Raw genomic sequence first — 21,705 nt, 5'->3', positions numbered from 1 at the left:
CGACTTTCCCTGAGGGGACGAGCCTTGCTCAGGAGTCCTTAGGGTTTCGACGGGAGAGATTCTCACTCTCCTTCTCGCTACTCATGCCAGCATTCTCTCTTGTATTAAGTCCACGCTTGCTTTCGCTTAGGCTTCACCCCTAATACAATGCTCCTCTACCACTGATAGAGAGTTTAAATCTATACATAAGTAACCATTACTTTGGTTTTTTGAATACGCTTAACCAGGGTCATACTTTCGTATGTCTGTTTCGGTGATAATTGAGTTCTTTAATGACCTAACCCCAAAACTTGTTTTGGTTGGTAGGTCAGATGTCTCACTGTTTCAAAATTAGCCCCTCCGGCTTTGGGAGGAGTGATTTGTCAAAGTGCAGACCAACTTACCTTTTTACTTGTGATTTTTGCGTAATTAATTAGTTGANGTCTCCCAACTATCCTGTACGTCTAATCTCAAAATCCAATATCAGCCTACAGTAAAGCTCCACGGGGTCTTTCCGTCCTAGCGTGGGTAAGTCGCATCTTCACGACTACTACAATTTCACCGGATCCTTTGTTGAGACAGTGCCCAAATCGTTACACCTTTCGTGCGGGTCGGAACTTACCCGACAAGGAATTTCGCTACCTTAGGACCGTTATAGTTACGGCCGCCGTTTACTGGGGCTTAAGTTCTAGCCTTCGCTTTACAGCTAAGCCTTCCCCTTAACCTTCCAGCACCGGGCAGGTGTCAGCTCCTATACGTCATCTTTCGATTTTGCAGAAACTTGTGTTTTTGGTAAACAGTCGCTTGGGCCTGGTTTCTGTGGCCTGATCGCTCAGGCTCCCCTTCTCGCTAACNAAAAATCGCTTCGCTAATTTTTCACCCAGTATGCCGGGCTTCCTTAGAAAGGAGGTGATCCAGCCGCACCTTCCGATACGGCTACCTTGTTACGACTTCACCCCAGTTACTGACCCTACCTTCGACTGCTGCGTCCAATCGGTTCGCTCACAGGCTTCGGGTATTGCCAACTTCCATGGTGTGACGGGCGGTGTGTACAAGACCCGGGAACGCATTCACCGCAGCATTCTGATCTGCGATTACTAGCAACTCCAACTTCATGCACTCGAGTTGCAGAGTGCAATCCGAACTGGGACAGGCTTTTTGAGGTTCGCTTAATTTCACAATCTCGCCGCCCTCTGTACCTGCCATTGTAGCACGTGTGTAGCCCAAGTCATATAGGGCATGATGATTTGACGTCATCCCCACCTTCCTCCGGTTTGTCACCGGCAGTATTGCTAGAGTCCCCAACTTAATGATGGTAACTAGCCATAGGGGTTGCGCTCGTTATGGGACTTAACCCAACATCTCACGACACGAGCTGACGACAACCATGCACCACCTGTATTTCAGTTATCCGAAGATATAGGANAGCTCTCTCTGCTTGTAGGCACTAGGTTTCAGGTTCTTTTTCACTCCCCTTGCGGGGTTCTTTTCACCTTTCCCTCACGGTACTTGTTCGCTATCGGTCACATGTTAGTATTTAGCCTTAGGGGATGGGCCCCCTGTCTTCACAGCAAATTCCTCGTGTTCACTGCTACTTGCTCCCTAAAATATTTTTTCTTTTGTCTACAAGACTTTCACTTTCTTTGGTTCATTTTCCCAAATGATTTGACTGGAGAAAATATTTCTTGTTGGGTTGGGCTGTTTTCTTTTCGCTCGCCGCTACTGGGAAAATCGAGTTTTCTTTCTTTTCCTCCTGCTACTTAGATGTTTCAGTTCGCAGGGTCTTACTTCATTAAGCTATGTATTTACTTAATGATGACTGTGTCTTCCACAGCCGGGTTTCCCCATTCGGAGTCCTAGGGGTCATTGCTTTTTGTGAGCTTTCCCTAGTTTTCGTTCACTTACGTCCTTCTTCGTCTTCATGTGCCAAGGCATCCACCTGGCGCCCTTTCTTTCTTGACTGGAAATATTGTTTGCTATTTAGTTGTGAGCTTAAGCTGTGGGAGTTCAAAATCTTTGATTTTGAATTATTTTGAATTCTGTCATATTTATATGACAGAGGCAAAATAACGCCACGGGTTGTCTTTTGGGCAACCTCTTCAGTTTAAGTGGTTCAAATATTTTCAAATAGTAAAAACTTAATTTGAGTAACTTGATGTTTCTAATTAGAAAGCTTAAAGCTTCCTTGGTGAGGAGCCAACGTGTCGGCTCCTCGCTCTTAGAAAGGAGGTGATCCAGCCGCACCTTCCGATACGGCTACCTTGTTACGACTTCACCCCAGTTACTGACCCTACCTTCGACTGCTGCGTCCAATTNCCATATTATGGATATGTCTAGAGAAAAATCTTATAGGATGGAAGATACAATGGAGTGGTCAAAGAATATATGAAATATATGTAAAAAGTCTTTCCCCTAGGGGAAAAGACAAGTGTGGTCAATATCTTTACTATATGTGGACCACTTTTCGATAATAACTGTGGACCAATTTTCGGTTGACATTTACAGCAAACGGGTTTTCGTGAACAGGTGTTTATTTTTGTACTAAAAAAGAACTAGTCATTCGACCAGCTCTTAGTTTATTTAGCAACTTCCTACTCTACCGGGAGGTCACCCTCCGAGTACCATCGGCGTTAATGAGCTTAACTTCTGTGTTCGGTATACATAAATATGCCTTGATTTGGCATATTTATGCCGAAAACTTAGCCCGGTAGGGCGGAAGAGCTTTTGAAAAAAGCGGGTTTTCGTGTTAGGTGTATCCTGTTAATAAAAAAGAACTAGTCAATTGACTAGCTCTTAGANCGCTCACAGGCTTCGGGTATTGCCAACTTCCATGGTGTGACGGGCGGTGTGTACAAGACCCGGGAACGCATTCACCGCAGCATTCTGATCTGCGATTACTAGCAACTCCAACTTCATGCACTCGAGTTGCAGAGTGCAATCCGAACTGGGACAGGCTTTTTGAGGTTCGCTTAATTTCACAATCTCGCCGCCCTCTGTACCTGCCATTGTAGCACGTGTGTAGCCCAAGTCATATAGGGCATGATGATTTGACGTCATCCCCACCTTCCTCCGGTTTGTCACCGGCAGTATTGCTAGAGTCCCCAACTTAATGATGGTAACTAGCCATAGGGGTTGCGCTCGTTATGGGACTTAACCCAACATCTCACGACACGAGCTGACGACAACCATGCACCACCTGTATTTCAGTTATCCGAAGATATAGGGATCTATCTCTAAATCCTTCCGAAATATGTCAAGACTTGGTAAGGTTCTTCGCGTTGCTTCGAATTAAACCACATGCTCCGCTGCTTGTGCGGGTCCCCGTCAATTCCTTTGAGTTTCACACTTGCGTGCGTACTCCCCAGGCGGAGTGTTTATTGCGTTAGCTGCGGCACCCAGATTTACTCCAGACACCTAACACTCATCGTTTACGGCGTGGACTACCAGGGTATCTAATCCTGTTTGCTACCCACGCTTTCGTACCTCAGCGTCAGATAATGGCCAGAAAGTCGCCTTCGCCACCGGTATTCCTCCTAATATCTGCGCATTTCACCGCTACACTAGGAATTCCACTTTCCCTTCCATCTCTCAAGTTAAACAGTTTTAAAAGCTTACTATAGTTGAGCTATAGCCTTTCACTTCTAACTTTTTTAACCGCCTACGTACCCTTTACGCCCAATGATTCCGGACAACGCTCGGTCCTTACGTATTACCGCGGCTGCTGGCACGTAATTAGCCGGACCTTATTCGTATAGTACTGTCATTTTCTTCCTATACAAAAGATTTTTACAACCCGAAGGCCTTCTAAATCACGCGGCGTCGCTGCATCAGGGTTGCCCCCATTGTGCAAAATTCCCCACTGCTGCCTCCCGTAGGAGTCTGGGCCGTGTCTCAGTCCCAATGTGGCCGTACACTCTCTCAAGCCGGCTACTGATCGTTGCCTTGGTGGGCTGTTATCTCACCAACTAGCTAATCAGACGCAAGTCCATCTTACACCGCTAACACTTTGATTAATACTTCATGCGAAGTATTAATGTCATAGGGTATTATTCTCCGTTTCCAGAGGCTATCCCCTTGTGTAAGGCAGGTTACTCACGCGTTACTCACCCGTTCGCCACTAATCCATTCATCGTCATTCCGAAGAAGTCTAATGAGTTTCATCGTTCGACTTGCATGTGTTATGCACGCCGCCAGCGTTAATCCTGAGCCAGGATCAAACTCTCATGAAAAGTTTTATCTACATACATAATGTAGGTTAAAGTTTAATTCATAAGAACTTATTGATTCAAGCTCTTCTCATTTACACTGATCTAAATCAATGCGTGATTTAAATTTGTCCGTTTATTATATAAACGTTCATTGTTAAGGTTACTCAAATTAATTGCTTAAAGTTTAATTACTATTTAAATGTAGATAGTTTATTTTAACTATCTGGTTCATTGTCGCTTGTTAACGACAAGATATATAATACCACCTTTAAAAATGAATGTCAAATATTTTTTGATATTTTTTAATTATTTCAGTAGAATTTGCTATTTCTACTGAAGTGGCATTAAGTAGATTATACAACATATATAATAACATATCAAATGTTCTTTTTATTTGCTGTAATTAATATGTTACTACGTGCTTTTAGAAATGTCAAACTATTTCTAATTTTTTATTTTTAATTTGCATTAGTAATTTTTTTATATCTTGATTGTTTCTTTTGTTTATATTTTCCTTAATACTATATCAAGCAAAAAGGCACAAGCTATTTTGCTTGTGCCTTTTTGCTCGTTAAGTTTTTATCTACTTTTTTTATACCACCATCTGCTTTTATAAAGATTTTAATAATATATTTTCTTTATATTCTTTTATTTCATCTTCACTATTTGCTTGAAGATTGTTTACCAAGTATGGATCAGCTGATTTTTGTGGGAAAGATATACATTCTTCTGTTAGTTGATCAAATAGATATATATTTTCCATATTAATAAAAATCGGGATTTTCTTATTTGATACTATTGGATCTGATGAGGCAAACCTCATTACTATTACTTCCTTATTTTCTTTTAGCATATATCCATAGGTATCTGATCCCATGTATTCAACATTTTCAAATAAAACTTCCATTGAAGAATTCTCTTTATAGTAAAAATCTTCCGTTCTGATTCCTAGTAATATTGAATTGCTTTCATTTTTATAATTAATTAAATCTTTTGCTTTTGATGCTGGCAATTGAACTTTTTGACCAAATAAATCCACACAAAAACTTGATCCATCTCTATATAGAGAAGTTTTTATGATATTCATTTTTGGAGATCCTATAAATTCTGCTATGAACCTATTTCTCGGACGATAGTAGAGGTTTAGGGGCGTATCAAATTGAACTAGCTCACCTTGGTTTAGTACAGCTATCCTATCTCCCATTGTCATTGCCTCTATTTGATCGTGGGTTACATATATAAACGTCGTATCAAGTTCATGGTGGAGTCTTACTATTTCTGTTCTCATTTCAACTCTTAGCTTTGCGTCTAAATTTGATAAGGGCTCGTCTAATAAAAATACTTTTGGATTCCTTACCATAGCACGCCCCAAAGCCACTCTTTGTCTTTGTCCCCCTGATAGTTGTGCAGGTTTTCTATCTAAAAGATCTTCAAGTTGCAAGGTCCTCGCTATTTCTTCTACTTTCTGGTTAATCGTATTCTTGTCTACTTTTTGCATTTTTAGAGCAAATCCCATATTATCTCTTATGGTTTTATGTGGATATAGGGCATAGGATTGAAATACCATTGCTATATCTCTATCTTTAGGACTTACCTTATTCATCCTTACATCATCAATATATAAGTCACCTTTGGATATAGATTCAAGACCTGCTATCATCCTAAGTGTAGTTGATTTACCGCATCCAGACGGGCCAACTAAAACAATAAATTCCTTATCATTGATATCAAGATTTATATCCTTCGCTCCTTCAAATCCATTCTCATAAATTTTATATACATGTTCTAATTTTACTCTTGCCATATTCTAACCCTTTACTGCTCCTGTCGTTAATCCTTTTACCATGTTTTTTTGAGCAAACATAAATATTATTAGTGATGGTATCATACAAACTACAACACCTGCTATCATTAATAGCATGGACTGAGAGTCTGCTGAATTTAACATGGATATACCTATTTGAACTGTTCTATATCTATCAGTTCCTGTTATAAGTAGTGGCCACATGTACATATTCCAAGCTCCCAAAAATGACTGCACAGCCAGAGCGCCTATTGTAGGCTTTGAAAGCGGTATTAGTATACCAAATATGAATCCTAAGTCACTGGCTCCATCCATTTTGCTTGCCTCATATATTTCCATTGGAAAAGATTTAAATGCTTGCCTAAATAGGAATATTCCCATAGCGCTTGTGAGGTATGGAGCTACCAAGCCAAAAAAGGAATCTTGGAATCCCCAAGCTGATATCATAAGGAAATTTGATATTATGGTTGTTTCGCCAGGAATCATTGTCGTTGCCATTATTATTGCAAATAAAAGGCCCTTTTTTCTAAAGTTAAGAAAATGGAGGGCAAAAGCCGAAAAGATAGCTGTAATCATCTGAAGTAGTGTTATGATTACAGATACAATAAGGGAGTTTATAATGTATCCCTCTATTGGAGCGATTTTGAATACGTCCTTATAATTGTCCAAGGTTGGATTTGCAGTGAAAAACGTCTTATTGTACAGCTCATAGCTTGGTTTTACACTCATGACGAAGGCATAGATTATAGGGAATAAGACAAATATTACTACTATTATGTTTAATACAAGCCTGATAGCTCTAGTTTTATTTATGCTTTTTTCTTTATGGTTAGTATCATTCGTTAATGTTTTTAATGGCATCATATTATTACTACTTGCTTGCATTTCTATCTCCATTTGATCTAAAGGCTATGATTGTAAGAATCATAACTATTATAAATAAAACTACTGATTCTGCAGAAGCATATCCGTACCTATAGTTCATGAATGCATTTTTGTATATGTCATGAACTATAACATTTGTCGCTTCTCCTGGTCCACCTTGAGTAAGTAGCTTTATTTGTCCGAACGATTGAAATGCATTAATAATATTTGTAACTACAACAAAAAACATTATAGGTCTTACAGATGGTAGGGTAACATGGATAAATTGATTTGGACCATTTGCCCCATCTATGGAGGCCGCTTCGTATAAACTATCATCTATACCTGCAAGGCCTGATGAAAAGTACAAGAAGTTCATACCAGAATTAAGCCATGCTGTTAAAATACCAACACTTATAAGCGCCCACTTTGGATCAGCTAACCAATTAATATTTGTTTTAAGTAATACATTTAGGATTCCAACAGATTGATTTAACATAACCTTGAAAACCAAGGCCATTCCTGATGATGCAATGGCTATAGGAAGAGAGTAAGCTGCCGAAAAAAGTCTAATTCCTGGAAAGTTAACCCTGCACAGTAAAGCTGTAGCAAAACCAATTAAAACCCCAAATAATACCACAATAAGAACATATATTAAGGTCACTTTAAGACTGTTCCAGAAGGAAGCTGAAGATAATAGATCCGAATAGTTCTCTAGGCCAATAAATAGTGTATTGGACCCCATATTATCCGTAGTGTACAGACTACGAATAATAGTCTGTACGAATGGATAAAAAACAAATATTACTAATAGAGCCAATGCAGGAAGCATATATAAGTAGGCTTTATTGTCATATTCTTTCATTATTTATTAACCTTATTATAAGATTCTAGGGCTTGATCAATTTCTTTTGCCATAGCAGCACTTGCATCTTCTGGGCTAATGTTTCCATTTAGCATCTCTTCAATATTTTTTTCCATTATTTGACGAGATTCTTGGAACACTGTCGCTAATGCTCCTTGGTCATCTGGTGTAGAGTCATGTAATTGGTCGATAGCTGTTTCAAATTGTGGAGATTTTTTAATTAATTCTTTGAATTCATCAGTATCAAGTACACCCTTATTTACTGGGAAATAACCTGTATTTGCATTCCAGTATGTTTGAGAATCTACACTTACAAGGAATTTTACAAAATCCCATGTAGCGTCCATCTTATCTTTATCACCTGAATCAAGAGCATATAAGGAGGCTCCACCAATGGATACGCCGTGGTTATCACTAGCCTTTACCCCTGGAAAATATGCAGTACCTACTTCAAATCTATCTCCTACTTCTGATAGGATTTGAGTAAGTGAAGCTGTTGATGCAAAAGTCATAGCACTAGTTCCGGCATTAAATTCTGGGCCACCACCTTGTTTACCAACATTTGGCGCTATACCACTATCTTGGAGGTCTTTCCATGCCTTTAAAACATTTGTAACCCCACCATTTTCATCAAACACTGATTTTGTTGGATTAGCCTTTCTACCATTTTCATTATCGAAAATATCTAGTCCTTGTTTGCTCATGAATTGTTCAACCCACCAACCATATACACTCATTGATATAGGCATTTCTGTTACGCCTGAGTCTAATAATTTTTGTCCCACTTCTTTCATCTCTTCTAGAGATTTTGGAACTTCTACTCCAGCCTTATCAAACATATCTTTGTTGTAGTATAAAAGAGGTGTAGATGAGTTAAACGGCATTGAGTTTAATTTTCCATCTACTGTGTAATAAGCTAGAAGATTATCTTCAAGTTGGCTAGTATCAAACTTTTCTTCATCAATAAAATCTTGCATTGGTTTTATTAGGCCAGAGTCAATCATGTATCTGGTACCTAGGTCAAAGACTTGAACTAGATCAGCTCCTACATCCTTACCTGATGCTGAAGATCTAAGCTTTGTTAAAGCATCATCGTATTCCCCTTGAAATTCTGCTTTTACAAAATACTTGTCTTGAGAATTGTTATACTCCTCAACAAGATGATCAATAGCATCATTTAGATTTCCACCCATAGAGTGCCAAAATACTATGGTTGTTCTTCCATCTTGGCTAGAAGTTTTCTTATCATCCTTTGCATTAGTTTCACTACTTGTAGCTCCACCATCCTTTGGTGTGTCTGTTTGCTTGTCATTACGTCCTGCACAAGAGGCAAGTGTAACAAACATTAAAATTAGCATTAGTCTACTAACAAATTTTTTTAACATGGTTCCTCCAATAAGTTTTATTACCTTTGCATTATAGGATAGCTATGTTAAAAATATTTATATTATTTGTAAATTTTACGTAAATTTAGTTGACTATATTTTTTGATAATTTGTATAAAACTAATAACAGATTTACTTGCCTATAAATTCACAGACTCTATCAGGATAATCCGTTATAAGTCCGGTGGGATTCATTTCCAGATATTGGCTGTAATCATAATCAGAAACCCCAAACCAAATATTTAGTCCAATATTATTTTCTGCACATTTTTCCGCTACTTCTTTTGTCACTGTAAAATTTAATGGATGATAGTATTCCATACCCAGATTTTTCACATAATTCCACGGCTCATATAGTCTTGAGGATTCTAGAACTCCACATTTTATATTGTCATCAAGTTCCTTAAATCTTATTAGTGAGTTGTGATTAAAGGATGAAATAATTATCTTTTCCTCCAAACCATATTCCTTGATAAGTTCATAAACTTTCTCCTCAATACCTGGATAATCTATAATAGATGTTTTTAGTTCGATATTTGTGATGATGTCATAATCTTTGGCAAAGTCAAAATACTCTCTTAGAGTCAATATCCTTTGGATTTCACAATCCGGATAGTTCTTAGATGCATTTAGATCTTTTAGCTGATCTAAAGTTTTTTCGCCTACTAAACCTGATCCATCGGTGGTTCTTTCCAAGGTCTCGTCATGGATTATTACTAATTGTCCATCTTTTGATAGATGGACATCAAATTCTATGCCACTTGCTCCTGCTTCAAGTGCTTTTTTGAAAGCTAACATAGTATTTTCTGGATATTTTCCTTTAAAGCCTCTATGGGCAAAATTTATCATAATTTCCTCCTAAATTTTTAATGCAATGTTAGTACACAAACATTATAATGAATCTATGTAAATTTTATATTAAATGGACAAATCTTTTATACTATTATATAATTTAGTCTAATATTATGATAAAGGATATATAATGACTAACAATAATTTTTCAAAAAAAGACGGCTTTACAAGTAAATTAGGATTTACCCTCGCTTCTATCGGCTCTGCTGTAGGTATGGGTAATATTTGGCGATTCCCTGTTATGGTTTCTCTTTGGGGAGGTATGAGCTTTTTGTTGCCTTATTTCTTTTTTGTAATCCTCATCGCCTCTACTGGTGTTATTGAGGAGTTTGCCCTAGGAAGGCTTACAGGTTCTGGGCCTGTTAATGCCTTTGGATTTGCAACTGGTCAAAAGGGAAAGGAAAGTATAGGAAAAAAATTGGGAATAATACCCGTTTTGGGCTCTCTAGCTCTTGCTATTGGCTATACTGCTGTCATGGGTTGGATTTTTAGATATAATTACTTAGCCATAAATGGTACATTGACAAATTTTGCTGACGATAATTATATGATTGGCATGACTTTTAACCAAACAGCTTCTGCTTTTTCTAATAATTTCTGGATAATTGTAGCTGGTATTTCCTCTATGATTATAATGTCTTTTGGTATTGCCAAGGGTATTGAGAGGGCGAATAAATTTTTGATGCCTATTTTATTTATCATGCTACTTGGCCTTGCCATATATATTGGCCAAAATCCTGCCGCATCAAAGGGATATCAATATATTTTCAACTTGAACACAGAGAAGCTAGCAGATCCCAAACTTTGGGTCTTTGCCTTTGGCCAGGCATTCTTCTCCCTTTCTATAGCTGGTAATGGATCTGTAATCTACGGATCTTACCTATCTAAGGATGAAGATATACCTTCTTCTGCTAGAAACATTGCATTTTTTGATACTTTGGCAGCACTTTTGGCAGCTTTCGTTATTATCCCAGCTATGGCTATTGGTTCAGCTGACATTAATGAGGGTGGGCCTGGTCTTATGTTTATTTACTTGGTTGGTGTCTTTAATAAGCTTCCAGCAGGTAGGATTTTGATGGTTATTTTTTATCTTGCAGTTCTTTTTGCAGGATTTTCGTCAATAATCAACCTATACGAAGCTCCAGTAGCCTATGTCCAAGAAAGATTTGGATTTAATAGAAAAAAAGCTTCTTTTGTTATAAATGCAATAGGAATTATTTCAGCTATTTTTGTCCAAGGAATTGTTGGCTCTTGGATGGATTTTGTTTCTATAGTTATAGCTCCACTAGGTGCCCTTCTTGCAGGCATCATGTTCTTTTGGATTTTGGATAAGGATATGGCACTCGGTGAGGTTAACAAGGGTCGCAAAAAGCCAATTTCATCTTACTTTTATCCTATTGGCAAGTACCTATATTGCCTACTAAGCCTCCTTGCCCTAGTTTTGGGTATAACTTTTGGGGGTATTGGTTGAAATAGTAAGCACATTAAAAGAGACCCACTAGTAAAACTAGCTAGGTCTCTTTTTCATCTTACATTATTGCATTTCTTAAGTCTTTTAGAGCTTCTCTTGCTACATCCATAGCCTTTTGCATAGCATCTTTACTTGTCATATCAACGCCTGCTTTTTTAAGAACATCTATTGGGTATTCGCTTTCTCCTGCTTTTAGGTAGTTTAGGTAAGCCTCTCTGTCCTCATCTGTTCCTTTTAGGATTTTTTGGCTAAGTGCTACTGCAGACATAAATCCTGTTGCGTATTGGAATACATAGTAGAACATATAGAAGTGTGGGATTCTTGACCATTCTGTTGAGATATATTCGTCAACATCTATGTCCTTGCCAAAGTAATCACGGTTTAGGTCACCGTAGATTTTATCAAGTCTAGCTGCTGGGATTGGTTCTCCATTTGCTACTAATTTGTTTACTTCATGTTCAAATTCTGCAAACAATGTTTGTCTAAAGACTGTTGATTTGAATTGGTTTACAAAGTAGTTTAGTAGGTAAGCAGTTTCTTCTTCGCTTTGACTATTCTTTAGCATGTAGTCAAGAAGTAATAGCTCGTTTGTGGTTGATGCAATCTCTGCCAAGAAGATTGAATATGAACCGTAGATATATGGTTGGGTCTTTCTTGTGTAGTATGAGTGCATAGAGTGGCCAAGTTCGTGAGCTATGGTAAATACATCGTTTATTGTGTTTGTGTGGTTTAGTAGGATGTATGGTTGGGTGTCATATGAACCTGATGAGTAAGCTCCAGATCTTTTGCCTTCGTTTGGCATAACGTCAAACCATCTTTGTTCAAAGCCTTTTCTGGCAACTTCAACGTATTCTTCGCCTAGTGGTTTGATTGCTTCAAGGACTATGTCACGAGCTTCATCAAATTCTATCTTTCTATCGTAATCTTTTACTAGTGGCACGTAGATGTCGTGGAATCCAAGATCATCTACTCCTAAAAATTCCTTACGAAGTGTAGTGTAGTCTCTGTGGATATCCATATTGTCGTGAACTACTTCAATAAGGTTGTCATATATTGCTTCATCAAGGTTATTTGAAGATAGGCTCATTTGGCGAGCAGAGTCGTATTTTCTAAGTTTTGATTCGATATTATGGCTAGTAATTTCCCCATCTAGTAAAGAAGCAGCTGTGTTTTCAAATTGCTTGTAAACTTTATAATATGTTTCATAAACTTTGCGTCTTAAGTCACGATCTTTGTCTTCTTCAAGTGTTGTGAAGTTTGCATCGGAAAGTTCGATTTTTTCGCCATCTTTTTCTACGGATGGGAATTTTATATCAGCATTAGAGAAAATCATATAAGTTGATACAGGGTTTTCAGCTAATTTTGAGAAGCTTGCTATAACTTTTTCTTCGTTTTCGCTTAATACGTGGTCTTTGCTTCTAAACAAGTCTTCAAAGTAGTGGTCATAGATTTTTAATTCTTCTTTTTCACCAAGCATTTTCTTTATGTCTTCATAGTCAGCAGATAAGATTTCAGGTGTAATAAATGATAATTTTTCAGAAATTTCTGCCCCTGCTATAGATGATGTTTGGCTCATTTCTTGGTAGGTGCTATTAGCAGTATCTTCATCTGATCTTAAGTGACCATAAACTGCTGCCTTGTAGAATTTTCTCATTAGCTTTTCATAATCTTTTAGGAAAGCTAAAAGTGTATCAGCATTTTCTGTGATTTTACCCTTATAGTCTGTAAGTTTATCTGCAAGCTCTCTCGATTCTTTGACTTCGCTATAGTAATCTTCATCACTTTTATAGATTAAGGAGGTGTCCCACTTTAATCTTTCATCAATTTCATTTCTTTTCATAAATTCTCCTTTTTAAGCCTTTTATTTTTCTATATCAATCCTAGATCCTTGGTCTATTGGATCGTTTGTTGTCCTTGCTAATAATATCCTATTTTCCATCTTAATATCAGGAATATAACCTATATCCATGTCCCTGCCATCTACCCTAGCTACTACTGGTCTAGTTTTAATGCCATAGACATCAAGTAAGCTTGGCAGATGCTTATTCTCTATATCTATCCTCGCCTTTATGGCTTGGTCGATACTTCCTGGAACTTCCGTTTCTGGCGCTTCTATCACCTCTCCCAGCCTTTCAACCGTTGGCTTTATATTGTCAACAGAATTTCTAAATACCAAATAGTCAATAAGGCCCATAAATTTGTTAAATAGATAATAGGCGCTGTAGGTGTCTCCGTTTGACTGGCCAACCATGCTTACCAATAGCATTTGCCCTGATTCTGAATCTATCACATCATAGGCTACAGTTGAGCTAATACCTACAAAGCCTACAATAGGTCCGAATTCCCTTTCTACAAATTCGTCATTTCTATTGTAGGATAGATATGTAGAATATCCTCCAGGTATTTGCACTGATTGCATTAAGGAAATGCCTATTTGTGTATCGCCAACTTTGGTATCGACAATGTTTCCAAGACTTTTTGACGGGTCTAAAGACTTACCGCTACTGCCCTTGCCATAGTGCTCTTCAAAGTCTATCTTGTCTTTATTATCCTCACTATGCGTATCTTTCCTATCATCATCACTTGCTGGAACATAGGTGATTTTGGGCATAGTTACATCATCAGAGATTTGTTCTTTCTTGTTAAATTTCTCCTCAAATTCAGACCTGGATTCAAAGTCACACGCTGATAAGGTAAGTACAAGAGATATGATAATTAGTATTCTTTTCATATGTCACCCTAATAAGCTGATTTTAATCCAATTCTAATCAAAAATACAATCAAAACAACCATTGCTGCTAGTGATACAAGTCTCACACCAGATGAAAGCTCTCTGTTTACTACTGGGAATATGCCAGATAATATGAGGCCTGCAAAAAGTCCTCCAAAATGGCCAAGTATGCCAACATTTGGACTTATAAATGAATAAATCACGTTTATGGCTATAACTGATAAGAAGCTTGCGCCAAAACTTGATAAAACTGCATCATTTTTGTAATTTAGCATGATTCCTAGTGCTAAGCCAAACATTCCGTAAAGGGAAGTTGAAGCACCAGCAGAAACTGTTCCATCTGATCCAAAAGCAAAACTAACTAAGTTACCAACTATACCAGAAATAAGGTAGATTATTAGAAAATTCTTGCTACCATAAAGCATTTCAAAAGTTGGACCAAGTTGATACAAAAAGTACATATTAAATAAAATATGCATCAATCCTATGTGGATGAAAGAAGCTGTAAAGAGTCTCCACCACTGGCCAGCTGCTATATATGGCTTAAATACAGCACCAAAACGCACCAAATTTGCTGTGTTTTCAGTGCCACCACTTAGGGCCATTATAACAAAAACTAGAATATTTATAATGATAAGAGCTCTCGTCACTTTACTTTCTCCAAGTTTTTTAAAATAATTCATAAAAATACTATACTACTTAACAAGCCTTACTAAAGGGCAAAAGGCCTTATAAATATGTAGCCAATACCTTATCCCTTAAAGACTCGTCTACGTCCTTAGCCAAGGCTCTAATCCCTTCTCTTATTTGTTTGTTGTCAAAGTCATCTGAGAGTTTATATTTAAAAATCATATCAAAGTTTTCCCTCTGACCTATCTCCTTGCCATCAGCATCTTCCAAAAAGATAATTTTGAGGTTTGGATTGTAAGATTTGGCTAATTTGCTTACATTGATGGAGGAAGCACCATCAAATTGGTCTACGTTTTCACCAAGTATCAATAAATCGTAATTATTAATCATTGATACAAAGTCTATTTTTTCCATAACTATATCCATGGACTTAGAAATCTTGGCCCTAAAAAATGTATAAAGGGCCCAAGCTACTCCACCGCCAGAGCCAAGTGATGGGAAGTCTACAGAATCAATTCCTAGGGTCTTCTCGATTACTGCCTTGAAATTTTTACATCCCTTGTATAAAAAGGCTATGTCCTCTATACTTGCTCCTTTTCTATAAATTCTGCTTTCCAAAAATGAATTATCACCAAATAAAGTTGTATCAGAACTTGTAGCTATGGTTATATCCTTTTGGTAAATCCTACGGTCAATATTTGAAATATCTAGTCTGTGGACTCTTTCCATATTGCTTGCAATCGGGTTAAGTTCGTTGTCATCTTGGTCATAAAACCTAACTCCAAGGGCATATAACATACCCATGCCCAAATCATTGGTTGCCGTATCTCCAATGCCTATTAGTAGTGAGTCGGCTCCTTGATTGAGCCCATCAACTATCATCTCTCCAAAACCAAGAGAAGATGAGTTCATAACATCAAGTTCTTCTTTGTATAATAAACGAAGACCAGAAGATTCAGCCATTTCCATAACAGCATAGTCGTCCTTGACAACATATCTAGCAGTAATTACTTCGTTTTTTGGATTATGTACATTTACATACTTGTAGGTTCCATCTATGAGGGCTTTCATAGCCTCAACAGTACCCCTGCCACCATCTAGAAATGGCATAACCTTAGCATCTTCGCCAAGTTCTTTTTGAAATATATTGCCTATTTCTATTGAATTTTCATAATATTTGATTGAATCAATTGCTAGTAAAGTTTTCATATTTCCTATTATTCTCCCTACTTCTTATATTACCCGAAAAAAAAAAGTTCTTAATTAAATTGATGAAAACTTTACAAATTCAAGCTTTTTTATTATAATGAATCTGAAAGTTAAGAACTTTCGCTGTTTAACTCATGAAATCTTATACAGATTTCGCCCATCAAAGACCATTGCGAGCACGTAATGGTTTTTTGTTTGGCAAAATTAGATTTCACCCTCGTAAATTTCCCCAACCAAATAAAGTGATCCGCACCAAATGATTAAATCCTTTGGGCCTGCTATTTCTTTCGCATAATTATACGCCTTCTTATTATCCTCTATAGCTATAACTTTAGGAAACTTCTCTTTTACGATTTCTCTTAATTCACGAATTTCAAAGGCTCTCGGGCTATCAATACTTGTTATTATAAGTTCATCTGCGATCTCTGTTAGCCTATCTATTATGTATGCATATTCCTTATCCTTAAGGACTGAAAAGCCTACTATTAACCTTTGATAGTTAAAAGTATTAAGCGACTTGATAAGAGAGTCTATGGCATCCCTATTGTGGCTGCCATCTACTAAAACCCTTGGATTTTGACTAATCAAGCTCAATCTACCAGGGTTTTTCGCCTTATAAATCTCTTCTTTTATAGTTTTTTCATCTAAGTTGAACTCATCTTTAAAATAATCCAAGACCATAAGGCTAAGGCTAGCATTGTAGATCTGATGGATTCCTAGCAAGGATATCTCCACGTCCTTATAATTTCTGAAGTCAAAAGCATTTGTTGTATCATCACTTTTCTTAATCACTACTTCGTCTTTAGAAAAAGTGAAAAGTTTACTACGACACTCATCGGCCTTTGCTTTTATGACCTTAGACACAGAATTTTCTTGAGGATAGAGGAAGACTTGCGATTTTTCCTTTATTATGCCCGCTTTTTGGTAGGCGATTTCTTCTAAGCTATCTCCCAAAATTTCCATATGATCTTTGGATATGCTTGTTATGACACATGCCAGTGGATTTTTGACAATATTTGTAGAATCCAAAAGACCACCCAAGCCTGTTTCTACAATGGCAATATCGACATTCTCCTCATAAAAATACAAGTACATCATTGCTGTTAGTATCTCAAAATATGTCAGATAATAGCCTTTTTTGTCCAAATCGTCTATGTAATTTTTTAATTTATTGATTAAATTTAGAAAGTCGCTATCAGAAATAGCTTTGCCATTAATGGCTATATTCTCATTGATTTCTTTTATATATGGTGATGTGAAAGTCCCAACCTTGTATGACTTGGCCAAACAAGCGCTAATCATCTTTGTCGTAGAGCCTTTGCCATTGGTTCCTGCTATGTGGATTACTTTTATTTTATCTTGTGGATTGTCAAATCTATCCAGCAAGAGCCTTATCTTTTCTAGACTGTGGATGCCCTTAGAATTTCTCCTGTTTAGGACAAATTCTTTTGCTTGATTAATATCTTCCAAAACTTCTCCTATCTATTTTGGCCAATATTTTTCTATAATGATTTTTGATTGGTCATAATATACTTATTATATCTTATAGATTTTTCCTTATTTTAGGAGTCATTCTCCTTATTATATGTGGCTATAACCTAAGTGTTTCTTTTATTTTTTAGCTTTATTATATCTATATTAATTTTAACATAAATTTATGCAAACAAAAAAGCTTAAGACGGGAAACTTAAGCTTTTACTCTATGTGAAAATATATACGGGATTATCTTTTTACTTAATTGATGCGTATTCGATTGTGTATTCTACTGGGTATTCTGCTCCGTCTTTTGTTACGCCTGTAACTTTAACTTGAAGTTTTGTACCTGGTTGGAAGTTCATTCCTTTACCGAATGTGATTGATTTTACCCAACCTTTTAGACTTTGGTCGATGTATGCATCATTTCTTACTTCGCCTGTTTGAAGGTCTGTTACGCTAACTTTAGCATTTGTTAAGTCAAAGTTTTCGCCAAACATTAGTGATAGGCTAGAATTTTCTGAGTGGAACTCGCTTATTGCAGTTTGTCCTGGATAAGCATATACTAAATCTTCGTTTTCGCCATCGTATTCGTTGTTGTTAACATACATTGCTGAGTATTCTTCAGCTAACCCAAATCCTACTACTGTTTCTGCTGGATTTAGTACCCATCTTCTGTGTCCAACTTCAGCTTGGTTCCTTTCACCAAGGTCATCTCTTAAGTATCCTATTACTGATTCTAGTAGACCATAGTTTGATGCTAGGTTTGAGTTTGCAGCACCATTGCAAGCTAGTTGGTAGATGTTTGAATCAAGTCCACTAATTTCTTCTGGGTTATGGCTCATTTCATCATTTAATCTGTTTACTAGTGATGCAGCTTGTGCAGCTTGTGCTTGGTTTTGACCTATTATTAGTTCGTTTTTGATACCTGATGCAAATCTTGCTGTGTTTACAATGTGAAGAGCATCTTCTTGTGCCACTTGAGAAAGTGCGCCAAGAGTCATGTTGTTAAGGTCAAGATTTGTCCATTCGCTAAATATTTCATCACTTTCTTGGTTGATTAAGTTTAGTCCAAATACTTCAACTGTGTCGTTTGCTTTTGTTTGGTAGTTTTTCCAGTATGATCTTATTTCTTCTATAGTTGGGCTAGCAACTGTTAGTCCAGACGCATTGTTTTCTTTTGTTTCATTTACTACTGGTGCTTCTTCTTTGATTTCTACTGGTGTTTCTTCTGTTTCTTCTTCTACTTCTTTGATGATTTCGTTATCTTCGTTTACTGTAACTTCTTCTTCGATTACTGCTGGTGCAGATATTACAGCTTCTTCTATTACTTCTGGAGCTTCTTTATTAGCTTCAACTTCATGTTTTTCTTCTGCTAGATAAGCTACTGCTTTATCATCTTCTATTTCTTCTTCTATGTATGCGTATTCTTCTTTGTCTGCTCCTACGAAAACTTCGTATGCGTCATCGTAAGCTGGTGCTTTTTCTTCTACTTTAGCTTCTTCTATAGAATCTTCTTCATTAACTGTGCTAACTTCTTGATAAACTACTTCTTCTTCAGTAGTTTCTTTTTTAGCTTCTTTTGCTTCTTCCGCTTTTTCAGCTTCTTTAAGTTCTAAAGTTTGTGGAATTAGATAAGATTTCTTATTTTCTTTGTTTTCTTTATTTTCTGTATTTTCTTCTTCAAATGAAACTTTGGTTGTCTTTGGTGTTTTTATATTTGCAAGGGAAACTTCACTTTCTGTTTCTTTTTGTGCTAGGTTGATATTTTCTGTTGTATTTGCTTCTTTTGATTCACATGCTGTTGATGTGAGTATTGCTAGTATTAATGCTAATGCTTTTAATTGCTTTTTCATATCTACCTCCCGTTATATTTCCCCGTTGTCTATTGTGTCTTTATTATAGGTCCAAGCTTCAAGCATGATTTTTTTCAAATTTCATTTTATATTCCTGAGCTTTTCGCTTGCATTTATCTTGATTACATTATAGGCTGGGCTAATGACCTAGATTTTTTTCGAATTTCACTTTTTAAGCTTGGGAGGCTGGCATAAAAATAGCTGGAAGAAGTCGGTGTTTTGCCTACTTCTTCCAGCTAGCCTTTTCGAATTATATTTAAATTCTTTTATTTACTATTGTTTTTTGTGTATTTTCTTTTAAATTTAAATCCATAGTTTCTAGGTGTTTGTAGTAGGAATCTACAAAATTCTTGCGGCTCTTCTCAAGTGATCTTTGGCCCTCTTCGCTTTTTGTTTGATAGTGGATTATTTCTGGATTCTCAGCATCTCTGATTCCAACTACATCTTCTCTAAGAGAGGGGAAGAATTCTTTCATGAGCATATTTTGTCTACCAGTATTTTCTACACGAGCTTGGTAGATAAGGCAGGATTCTGTTTTTCCAATAAGTCTGCCCGTCTTTACCCTGTATTTACCTTCTTGAGTTCTTATATCAAAGGAATGGCCACTCATAGACGACCTTCTAGAGCCACTAATCTCTTTGATTTGATTAATAAAAGCATCTTGGCTTTGGAAATTTTTCATCAATTGTCCCCAATATTTATCAAATATTTTGCCCAAAGATCTCTGAAAGCTTCTAAAGGTTCATCATAGACTACAAGCTTTAGTAGGGTTTCTTCGTAAGGATTTGAAATGTTGTACTCATAGAGTCTGGCATTTCTTAGCTTATAATCCATAAAGATTAGATAATCCCTTTTCCTCCTAGCTGGGGTGGAAAGTTTGTCAAACCAAATATCTCTATTTTTCAATACATAGGAAATAAAGTATAGGGTTATAAGTCTAGACCTTGTGATCTGGCTAATCTTTCCTTTTTCTATGATAGCATTTAAGTTTTCGTGCCTAATCTTTGTTTCCTTTAATAGATTATCCAAGGCTTGGATTTGATCATCTGGCAATTTGCTATCTTCTCTTAGAATCAAGGCATCTTCGTTGTACAAGTAGGTTAGTAGTGAAGATAATCTTTTTTCTGAAATGTATATAGAATCATTCTCGATTTTTGTTATTTGAGGGATAGTTTTAACGTAGGCAAAATCGCTATATCCTTCCCCAGTACCTAGGATTGGAACGTCGTCTTTATCTTCGTAAAAGGTGCTTCTTAGAGTTATTTTCTTTTCTCCACCTTCAGGATTGGCTGGCAGTGTATAGCTGGTAAAAGGATAGTAAGTTTTTTCCTCTCCAGTTTCTTCGGACCTAAAAACAAAAGGATCTTCTCTTTTGAGTATAATATCCTCATCACTTTTGTAAAAAATATCTACCTTACCCATGGAAAAGTATTCAGCATTTGTAGTAGTTCCATCGTCATTTCCGTATTTTACATTGGAAAAGGCAGCAATTTCAGCGGACAAACTTTCATCTATGCTATTAAAAGTAGATATAAATTCTTTGAGTATAGTCCTGTTTTTATTTTCGCTTACCAATTCTTTGTAGTAGGATATTATGTTATGGATCAGAGTGTCATCAACTTCTGGCACATTTTTATAATCATTTAGATAATTATCAAGAGAGTTTTGTAAGATAATTGTGTTAAAATTAGTATCCTTTTTCTCATAGCTAATCTTTTTGTTAGCTTCTTCATGGTAAAGATAATTAGCGCGCATATAAAAACTCATTGGATTATCTGGGAAGTGTTTGAGAGCTATGTATATGAGAGTTTCCTTGCTATCCCAAATATTTAGGCCAGTTTCTTCCAAGACCTTCATCAAAAATCCCTCAAGCTCCTCCAGGCTCATCCCTAGACCAAAGGCATATATGAACATCTTATCACGACTTATAACATTGGCCTTTAGGTCCTTTCTTATTTGAGTCTTCTTCCAAATTTTCCTATCTTCTTTTTTGTAATCCAAGGATCCGTAAACTTCGTTTTTTGAATCTCCTGGTGCCAAGCCCTTTTCCCTAAAAAGTTCAATAACTAGCGTGGCAAGCTTTTCTAAATCTTCGTTTTTCTCATTGGCCTCAATAGAATCGAATATAAGAGTTGAAACTTCCCCTATATCTTCCTTAATATCCAACCTATCCTTATATTTTAACAACAAAAAGTTGATTATATACTTATAAAAAGGAATTTTTTTCCTAAGCGATATGGTATTATTAGCACCAATTGCAATGGACTCTATGTTTAGATATTCTCCAGAACTGATGTTTTTTTGCCATTCAAATTCATTACTTTCGATAATTGTTGTTTCCCCTGAAAAAATTCTAGCTCCCATCTCTACTCCCCGTT

Annotated in this window: 14 protein-coding genes, 1 rRNA gene and 2 other annotated features; of the genes, 1 reads left to right on the top strand and 14 read right to left on the bottom strand. The window is 36.7% G+C overall.

Annotated elements, in window-relative coordinates; translation table 11 throughout:
- Window positions 1–1,941: a sequence feature (mutual gap in cmsearch alignment for this rRNA model is longer than 100), on the bottom strand.
- Window positions 895–1,539, bottom strand: a sequence feature (16S ribosomal RNA rRNA prediction is too short). (Overlaps the previous feature by 645 nt.)
- A 752-nt stretch (window positions 1,942–2,693) precedes the next feature.
- The 6 genes from BQ7474_RS10360 to BQ7474_RS10335 form a co-directional block, all read right to left on the bottom strand.
- Window positions 2,694–4,208: ribosomal RNA gene (locus tag BQ7474_RS10360) — 16S ribosomal RNA — on the bottom strand.
- 589 nt (window positions 4,209–4,797) lie between these two features.
- Window positions 4,798–5,991, bottom strand: coding sequence for an ABC transporter ATP-binding protein (locus BQ7474_RS10355; protein ID WP_082187934.1), 1,194 nt, complete (start codon window positions 5,989–5,991; stop codon window positions 4,798–4,800).
- A gap of 3 nt (window positions 5,992–5,994) precedes the next feature.
- The gene (locus BQ7474_RS10350; RefSeq protein ID WP_082187933.1) at window positions 5,995–6,876 is read right to left on the bottom strand and encodes a carbohydrate ABC transporter permease; all 882 of its coding nucleotides are present in this window, start codon (window positions 6,874–6,876) and stop codon (window positions 5,995–5,997) included.
- A complete protein-coding gene (locus tag BQ7474_RS10345) occupies window positions 6,863–7,519 on the bottom strand; it encodes a carbohydrate ABC transporter permease (protein WP_235821517.1) in 657 nt (218 codons plus the stop codon). Before BQ7474_RS10345 ends, BQ7474_RS10350 begins: the two co-directional genes overlap by 14 nt.
- Before the next feature lie 200 nt (window positions 7,520–7,719).
- Entirely contained in the window at window positions 7,720–9,105 is a 1,386-nt protein-coding gene (locus BQ7474_RS10340) for an ABC transporter substrate-binding protein (protein WP_073998766.1), read from the bottom strand.
- A 132-nt stretch (window positions 9,106–9,237) separates the two neighbouring features.
- Entirely contained in the window at window positions 9,238–9,954 is a 717-nt protein-coding gene (locus BQ7474_RS10335; RefSeq protein WP_073998765.1) for a glycerophosphodiester phosphodiesterase, read from the bottom strand.
- A 133-nt stretch (window positions 9,955–10,087) separates the two neighbouring features.
- On the opposite strand from BQ7474_RS10335, the gene BQ7474_RS10330 reads away from it, so the two are divergent.
- Window positions 10,088–11,428: a sodium-dependent transporter gene (locus tag BQ7474_RS10330; protein ID WP_073998764.1), complete on the top strand. Its 1,341-nt coding sequence runs from the start codon at window positions 10,088–10,090 to the stop codon at window positions 11,426–11,428.
- 58 nt (window positions 11,429–11,486) lie between these two features.
- Here the strand turns inward: BQ7474_RS10330 and pepF are convergent, their stop codons facing one another.
- The 8 genes from pepF to BQ7474_RS10290 all read right to left on the bottom strand — a co-directional run bounded on the left by pepF (window position 11,487) and on the right by BQ7474_RS10290 (window position 21,691).
- Window positions 11,487–13,268 (bottom strand): oligoendopeptidase F, encoded by a 1,782-nt coding sequence (pepF, locus tag BQ7474_RS10325; RefSeq protein WP_073998762.1) that lies wholly within the window; start codon window positions 13,266–13,268, stop codon window positions 11,487–11,489.
- Window positions 13,269–13,289: 21 nt separating this feature from the next.
- Window positions 13,290–14,159 carry a membrane lipoprotein lipid attachment site-containing protein gene (locus BQ7474_RS10320; RefSeq protein WP_073998761.1) on the bottom strand — a complete coding sequence of 290 codons (870 nt, stop codon included), beginning with the start codon at window positions 14,157–14,159 and terminating at the stop codon, window positions 13,290–13,292.
- Between the two features lie 8 nt (window positions 14,160–14,167).
- Window positions 14,168–14,842, bottom strand: a complete 675-nt coding sequence (locus BQ7474_RS10315; RefSeq protein ID WP_044565739.1) for a rhomboid family intramembrane serine protease — start codon at window positions 14,840–14,842, stop codon at window positions 14,168–14,170.
- A gap of 46 nt (window positions 14,843–14,888) precedes the next feature.
- The gene (locus BQ7474_RS10310; protein ID WP_073998760.1) at window positions 14,889–15,998 is read right to left on the bottom strand and encodes a glycerate kinase family protein; all 1,110 of its coding nucleotides are present in this window, start codon (window positions 15,996–15,998) and stop codon (window positions 14,889–14,891) included.
- 204 nt (window positions 15,999–16,202) lie between these two features.
- Window positions 16,203–17,468, bottom strand: a complete 1,266-nt coding sequence (locus tag BQ7474_RS10305) for a bifunctional folylpolyglutamate synthase/dihydrofolate synthase (protein ID WP_082187932.1) — start codon at window positions 17,466–17,468, stop codon at window positions 16,203–16,205.
- Between the two features lie 260 nt (window positions 17,469–17,728).
- The gene (locus BQ7474_RS10480) at window positions 17,729–19,327 is read right to left on the bottom strand and encodes a CAP domain-containing protein (protein WP_082187931.1); all 1,599 of its coding nucleotides are present in this window, start codon (window positions 19,325–19,327) and stop codon (window positions 17,729–17,731) included.
- Between the two features lie 256 nt (window positions 19,328–19,583).
- Window positions 19,584–20,009 carry a hypothetical protein gene (locus tag BQ7474_RS10295; protein WP_073998758.1) on the bottom strand — a complete coding sequence of 142 codons (426 nt, stop codon included), beginning with the start codon at window positions 20,007–20,009 and terminating at the stop codon, window positions 19,584–19,586.
- Window positions 20,009–21,691: a hypothetical protein gene (locus BQ7474_RS10290; RefSeq protein WP_073998757.1), complete on the bottom strand. Its 1,683-nt coding sequence runs from the start codon at window positions 21,689–21,691 to the stop codon at window positions 20,009–20,011. The genes BQ7474_RS10295 and BQ7474_RS10290 overlap by 1 nt, the downstream gene beginning before the upstream one ends.
- Window positions 21,692–21,705: the final 14 nt, after the last annotated feature.

Origin of the sequence: Anaerococcus urinomassiliensis, assembly GCF_900128425.1 — a bacterium.
In the GTDB taxonomy this organism is placed as follows: Bacteria; Bacillota; Clostridia; order Tissierellales; family Peptoniphilaceae; genus Anaerococcus; species Anaerococcus urinomassiliensis.
Note: the sequence above shows the minus strand (reverse complement) of the source record. Positions and strands in the feature narration are given on the sequence as shown.

Excerpts from the sequence above, each read along its gene's own strand:
- BQ7474_RS10320 (WP_073998761.1), bottom strand. The coding sequence starts at position 14,159 with ATGAAAAGAATACTAATTATCATATCTCTTGTACTTACCTTATCAGCG.
- BQ7474_RS10290 (WP_073998757.1), bottom strand. The coding sequence starts at position 21,691 with ATGGGAGCTAGAATTTTTTCAGGGGAAACAACAATTATCGAAAGTAAT.
- BQ7474_RS10330 (WP_073998764.1), top strand. The coding sequence starts at position 10,088 with ATGACTAACAATAATTTTTCAAAAAAAGACGGCTTTACAAGTAAATTA.
- BQ7474_RS10295 (WP_073998758.1), bottom strand. The coding sequence starts at position 20,009 with ATGAAAAATTTCCAAAGCCAAGATGCTTTTATTAATCAAATCAAAGAG.
- BQ7474_RS10350 (WP_082187933.1), bottom strand. The coding sequence starts at position 6,876 with ATGCAAGCAAGTAGTAATAATATGATGCCATTAAAAACATTAACGAAT.
- BQ7474_RS10335 (WP_073998765.1), bottom strand. The coding sequence starts at position 9,954 with ATGATAAATTTTGCCCATAGAGGCTTTAAAGGAAAATATCCAGAAAAT.
- pepF (WP_073998762.1), bottom strand. The coding sequence starts at position 13,268 with ATGAAAAGAAATGAAATTGATGAAAGATTAAAGTGGGACACCTCCTTA.
- BQ7474_RS10315 (WP_044565739.1), bottom strand. The coding sequence starts at position 14,842 with ATGAATTATTTTAAAAAACTTGGAGAAAGTAAAGTGACGAGAGCTCTT.
- BQ7474_RS10310 (WP_073998760.1), bottom strand. The coding sequence starts at position 15,998 with ATGAAAACTTTACTAGCAATTGATTCAATCAAATATTATGAAAATTCA.
- BQ7474_RS10355 (WP_082187934.1), bottom strand. The coding sequence starts at position 5,991 with ATGGCAAGAGTAAAATTAGAACATGTATATAAAATTTATGAGAATGGA.
- BQ7474_RS10480 (WP_082187931.1), bottom strand. The coding sequence starts at position 19,327 with ATGAAAAAGCAATTAAAAGCATTAGCATTAATACTAGCAATACTCACA.
- BQ7474_RS10340 (WP_073998766.1), bottom strand. The coding sequence starts at position 9,105 with ATGTTAAAAAAATTTGTTAGTAGACTAATGCTAATTTTAATGTTTGTT.